General features: G+C 64.2%; 3 protein-coding genes. 1 reads left to right on the top strand and 2 read right to left on the bottom strand.

Annotated features, from left to right (window positions below; all coding sequences use genetic code 11):
- Both JOY90_RS10365 and JOY90_RS10360 read right to left on the bottom strand, forming a co-directional pair.
- Positions 1–2,715: tetratricopeptide repeat protein (locus JOY90_RS10365; RefSeq protein ID WP_291691040.1), on the bottom strand; the 2,715-nt coding region annotated here is incomplete at its 3' end.
- A gap of 268 nt (positions 2,716–2,983) precedes the next feature.
- A complete protein-coding gene (locus JOY90_RS10360; RefSeq protein ID WP_291691039.1) occupies positions 2,984–4,807 on the bottom strand; it encodes a hypothetical protein in 1,824 nt (607 codons plus the stop codon).
- A gap of 380 nt (positions 4,808–5,187) precedes the next feature.
- Between JOY90_RS10360 and cysD the strand changes: the two genes are divergently transcribed.
- Positions 5,188–5,882, top strand: a 695-nt coding sequence (cysD, locus tag JOY90_RS10355; protein ID WP_291691038.1) for a sulfate adenylyltransferase subunit CysD, incomplete at its 3' end; no start/stop codon positions are given.

Here is a 5,882-nt window from a genome sequence, read left to right as displayed (position 1 = left end):
CTCGGGATGCCGGGGGCTGAACTCGAGCACCTTGAGGTAGCACTTGGCCGCCTCGATGTCCTTGCCGCTACCATAGAGCAGGTTGCCGAGCGCAAAATGCGAATCGAGGTGCTGGGGATTCCTGGCAATCGCCCGGTTCAGATGATCGATCGCCTCGGTGTTCCGGCCGAGCGTCTGCAGCACCATCGCAAAGGCATAGAGGATGCCGGGGTGATCAGGGTTGAGCGCCAGCGCTTTCGCGTAGCAGGTCAACGCGGCGTCCATCTCCCCGACATTGGCGTGGACCGCGCCGAGGCTGCCATGCGCCTCTGCCGCGTTGCCGTTGAGGGCAATCGAGAGCTGCAGATAGCCCTTCGCCGCGTCGGGCCGGTTCGTCGTCGCGCAGATCGCGCCTATCGCCAACAGCGACTCATAGTGCTGCGGCCGCTCGGCGAGCACGAAACGGAACAGCTGCTCCGCGATCGCGAGTTCGCCGCGCTCCTGCAATCGCTTGGCCAGCGCGAAAGCCCGCTCGGCGGGCGGCTCGGCGCGCGTGCTGGCCGCCACCGGATCGACGACCGTTTCGGCTTTCGTCTCAATTGGCGGCGCGGCGACGCCGAGAGCGTCGACGAGGGGCTTCAAGCGGTCGCCGTAGATCCGCGAGCGCCCGACCGAATTGGCATAGATCGGCCTGCGCACCTGGACGAAGCTTGCGGTCTGCACCGGACGCTTGGTCTCGTGGAAGGCAAGGCAGCGGTCGTCCCAGTCGAGCCCGCAATGCGCGATCAGACGCCTCGCATGTCCGTCCAGATTCTTGACGATATCCTCATATTGCACCTCCAGCATGACCTCCGGCGGCAGAACGGAGCGCCAATGCTGCATGAGGTGGTCGTAGGCCCGATAGTAGTGCCCGAGTTCGGTCAGGTCGTAGGCGAACGGCTGGTCCTCCTGGAACAGCAGCGAGAAACACGAGAGACAGGTGTCGACCGGATCCCGCTTCACATGGATGATCTTTGCATGCGGAAGGGCGAGATTGATCAGGCCGAGGAACAGGAAATTGAAGGGCATCTTGTCGATGATGCGATCGTGCAAACCGGCACGCCTCTCGATGCTCTCGACATAGGTTCGGCCGAGCCGCTTCAGGTCACCGTCCGACACCTTGCCCAGCAGATCGAGATAGGCGCCGCTGCCGCGCCGCTCCAATATCTCGGCGACCGCAACCGAGAAATCCTTGATCTCACCCGCGCCGCAAATGCGCGGGTGACTGGCGAGAATCTGCTCGACCAGGGTCGTGCCGGAGCGCGGCATTCCGACCACGAAGACTGGTGCATCCGCCGCGTAGCCGACGTCGCGCCGCGATCGCAGCAGTTGCTCGGTGAACGCCTCGCGGATGCGATCGATCTGCATCAGCGTTCCGCGCTCGTCGTAGGTCAGATGCCTGCGCTTGATTGCATTGCCGGTGCTCAGATGGCTGAAGGATCGTTCTCCGTCGCCGAGATCGGCGTAGGCCTTGCCGAGCGTAAAGTGCAATGCGATGCGCTGCTCGTCGGAAAGCGTCTGCTCCCGCGCGGCGGCTTCCAGCAGCGAGGGCAGACGCGCGTCGCCCTCGGTGAACGGTTTGGCGACCGCGAAATTGAGCTGGATGCCGAGGTTGTCGGGCGCGAGCGCTGCATCATAGGCCCGGCAGGCATCGTCGACGCGGCCCAGCACGAGCAGCGCGGACGCCAGATGGTTGAGAAGCTCCGCATCGTCCGGCTGGTCAGCCAACGCGGCCTGATAGCAGGCGACCGCCTCCTCGAAACGTTTCTCGCTCTGCAGCACATCGCCGAGATTGCGACGCGCGGCGGCGTTGCCGGGCTTGAGGCGGATCGCTTCCTCATAATGCCGGATGGCATCGGGATTGCGCCCGCGCCTGCGCAGGACGTTGGCGAGGTTGTTGTGGGTGTCGGCCGCAGCCGAATAGAGCTCGAGCGAGCTCTCGTAATGGCTGATCGCCGCGTCCAGATTGTCGAGCTCGGCGTAGAGATTGCCGAGATTGTAGTGCGCATCCGGCAGGCCCGGGTTGATGGTCAACGCCCGCTGATAGCTCCGGACGGCCTCGCTGCGTCGGCCGGTCATCATCAGGCAGCCGCCGAGATTGATGTGTGCCTCGGTCAGGTTGGGATCCAGAGCCAGCGCCTGCTGATAGCAGCCGATGGCGTCCTCGTATCGACCGACATGGCGAAGGGCGTCGCCCAGGCCGACATGCGCCAGCGCCGATTTCGGCCTGAGCGAGACGGTCGCCTCGCAATGGGCCAGCGCAGCCTCGTGTCTCCCGAGACGCTGCAAGGCGAGCGCGAGGTTCTGATGGGCCTCGGCGTTGTTCGGATCGAGCTCCAGCACCTTCTCGTACTGGATCACCGCCGCCGCCACGTCCCCACTGGCGCAGAGGATATTGGCCAATTGCAGGCGGGCGTCGCGATGCTCCTCATCGAGCTCGACCGCGGTCTCGAAATGGAGGCGCGCGCTCTCGAGGTCGCTGATGCGCCGAAACGCCGTCCCGAGCGCCGCCTGCCCCTCGGCCGACCGGCCGGCAATGGAAGCCGCCTTGCCGAGCAGGTCGCGCGCCTCCGCGGCAGCACCGAGCTGGTTGCGCACCACGGCGAGGCCGCACAGCGCGCGCAGGTGGGTCGGCTCGCTGTCGAGAAGGCGGCGATAGACCTGCTCGGCGGAACGCAGGAAATCGTCACCGGCCAACGCGCTCGATGGAGCTGCGGAAGACCGGAGGGCAAGAGCTTGTTCGTTCATGAGAGGGACAGAACTTCTTCAGGCGCAGATGTGATCGGTGAGCGAACGCGAACAATCCGGCTTCATGATGGCTCAGACGACAAGGCTGCAGCGCGCAGTCGAGCCGCAGCGAGCGTGGGGCGCAGCCAACCCGACAAAATCAAACCCAGCGCAGGACGGCATCCTGCGCTGGGTAGACTCCACTCATCACGTCATGGATCGAGCCGGCAACCGGGGATCAATGCCACATCTGCTCGAAGTGATGGATCATGGTCCCGCCGCTGTTGTGGACATCGTTACCCAGCGCGGCAAGAGCGGTGTTGGCGCCCGCCGTGTCGCCGCTTTGCAGCGCTTGGAGAAGCGAAATCAAGTCGGCGCCGAGGCCATGACCGCCACCGTCGTTGTGGTGATCGCCGCTAGATGTATCGGTCGGGGGCGTACCACCGGCCGGAGGCGTACCGCCAGCAGGAGGCGTACCGCCAGCAGGAGGCGTGCCACCAGCCGGAGGCGTACCACCCGCCGGAGGTGTACCACCGGCCGGAGGCGTGCTCGCCGGAGGCGTCGCCTGAGTGCCGCCCGTCCCGTTGGCGATATTGGGAGTCGCGGTCACCGGGATCGTGCCATGCGCAACACCATTGACCGAGGTCGCGGTGGTCACTGTCGTCGCCGAGCCGACATAGGTGCCGCCCCCCACGGGGACGTTGTTGCCCGACACGTCCATGGCGTCGGCGGCGAAGCCCTGGCCTGCGGCCGCGATCTCCGCCTTATCCGCGGCAAGCGCAGCGCCGGTATCGCCGTTCAGGATGCCCGTCAGCCCATGAACCGCCGCATTGCTATCAGCCTCCAGCGTGCCATGGTTCAATTCGTTGTCGAAGCGGCCCTGGAACACCGGACCCTGCGCCGCGTCGAAATTGGCGCCGAACTGCTGATAGTTCTGGATCTGGGTGATCAGCGCCTGACTGGCCGTCGCACCGCCGGTGGCGATCTTCTGAAGCGTCGCGTTGATGGTGTTGGCTTCAGCCAGGAACGCCGCCCAGAAGTTGGTTTGGACCTGGTTGTCCTGAAACTTGGTGACGGTCCCCTGGAGACCGCCGGGCATTTCGGCGAAGCCGCCGATATGCCCCGCGGCACCGGTGCCGCCGGCCGCCGTGTTCAGGTTGGCGTCGTTCTGCACGATGTCAATGATGTCGAGCAGATTGTCGGCGGTACCGCGCAAGGCGGTCGGGCTGCCCGTCGCCTCGGCGCCGTCGTACTTCTGAAGCTGAAGCTGAAGCTGCTGCGCCACGGTCTGCAGATGGATCGTGGTCAGCGCCGCGGCATTCGCCGTCTCGCCTGCCTCGATCTGGGCGAGTTGGGTATGGTTGTTCAGGATGGCGTTGACGCCCTGCTGCACGGCGGTGAAATCGGTGGTGATCTGACCGAGGTTCGCGGCGTTGATTCCGCCAGCGGCAAGAGTGGTCGCTGCATTGAACACTTCACCGACAGCCTGCAGACTGGTGCCCGCCGTCGCCGCCGCCAGGGCCGCCGGATCGTCGGCGCCGGCCGGCACGTTCTGGAACGCGACGTCGTTCGCGCCGGTCGTCGCCATGAAGGTGACGTTGTTCAGCGCAGACGAAAGATGCGCGTCGTTGTGGATCTCCTGCAGAATCTCGTTCTGCACCGCATGAAGCGTCTGGTCGGCAGCCGACAGCGTCGCCGCGTTGGTGGTCTGCGGTGCGGTGTTGATCAGCGTGGTCAACTGGCTGCTGACGCTATGGAGCACGGCGGTGTCGGTCGCGTTCAGCGCGAACGCCTTCCCGCCCAGCGTGACGTTGCCGGCATTGGCAAGCATCGCGTTGATGTCGTTCTGCACCGCATGGAGGTCGGTCGTGTAGGACGTGAGGAACGGATTCGAGTTGCCCGAGCCCGTCAGATTGAAAAGGCCCAGCGACGCGCGGATCGCATCGTTGAAGACGACGCCGGCCTGAACCAGATCCGTCGACTGATTGAGTGCGTCTGCACGCACGTTCAAAGTCGAAGTGCCGTTCGCGAGCGCCGTCGCGTTGAATGTGTTAGTCGCCATTAATCATCTCCCCGATCTCAAGATGGTAGCTCGTATCCTGCCCGGCGCTTTCCACAGAATGCGAGAATGCGTTGAACGTGCTTGTCCCCCAACAACCGACGTTCATCGGCCCAGGGCTGTCTCATTATGCGCCACCTAAGCGGCTGGTTTTTAATCGTTCCAATAGGGCCAAAAGAGGAGCACCCGGGGCCGCAAATATGTTGTTGTTGGGCAAAACGCTGCTGTTTTGTGCGGCTTTGACTCGTCCACAATTCGCCGGAACTTGGGCATCGAAGAAACCGAATGACGTGCCCTCTGCTCATCCCCGTGCTATCACCATGATCCCAGGCCGAACGCAGTCCTGGCTGCCCAATCACCTTCCATTCGATCGACGTCGTCACATGACCGAGCCAAGCCGCACGCCGCTGCCGCCGCATCTGAAGCGCCTCGAAGCCGAATCGATCGAGATCATGCGGGAGGTCGTGGCCGCGTTTGAAGCGCCGGTCATGCTCTATTCGATCGGCAAGGATTCGAGCGTCATGCTGCATTTGGCGCTGAAGGCCTTCCATCCGGCGAAACTCCCCTTCCCGCTTCTGCATGTCGATACCACCTGGAAATTCCGCGACATGATCAGCTTTCGCGACGAGACTGCGAGGCGGCTCGGCGTCGAACTGATCGTGCACGTCAATGCCGAGGGCGTCGAGCGCGGCATCAACCCGATCTCGTCGGGCTCGTCGCTCCATACCCAGATCATGAAGACGGAGGCGCTGAAGCAGGCGCTCGACCGCTACGGCTTCGATGCGGCGTTCGGCGGCGCGCGTCGCGACGAGGAAAAGAGCCGCGCCAAGGAGCGCATCTTCTCACATAGATCGGCCGCTCATGCCTGGGACCCGCGCAACCAGCGTCCGGAGCTCTGGCGTCTGTTCAACACACGCATCAAGTCCGGCGAGTCGATGCGCGTCTTTCCCCTGTCCAACTGGACCGAGCTCGACGTCTGGGAATATGTCCGCGCCGAGGAGATACCCGTCGTGCCGCTCTATTTCGCCAAAGAGCGGCCGGTGGTCGAGCGCGATGGCGCGCTGGTCATGGTCGACGA

The sequence above is a fragment of the Bradyrhizobium sp. genome, assembly GCF_019242285.1.
GTDB lineage: Bacteria > Pseudomonadota > Alphaproteobacteria > Rhizobiales > Xanthobacteraceae > Bradyrhizobium.
This window is presented reverse-complemented; position numbering and strand designations above follow the sequence as displayed.

Bases quoted from the DNA above. Each gene is read 5' to 3' on its own strand.
- JOY90_RS10360 (WP_291691039.1), bottom strand. From the start codon at position 4,807: ATGGCGACTAACACATTCAACGCGACGGCGCTCGCGAACGGCACTTCG.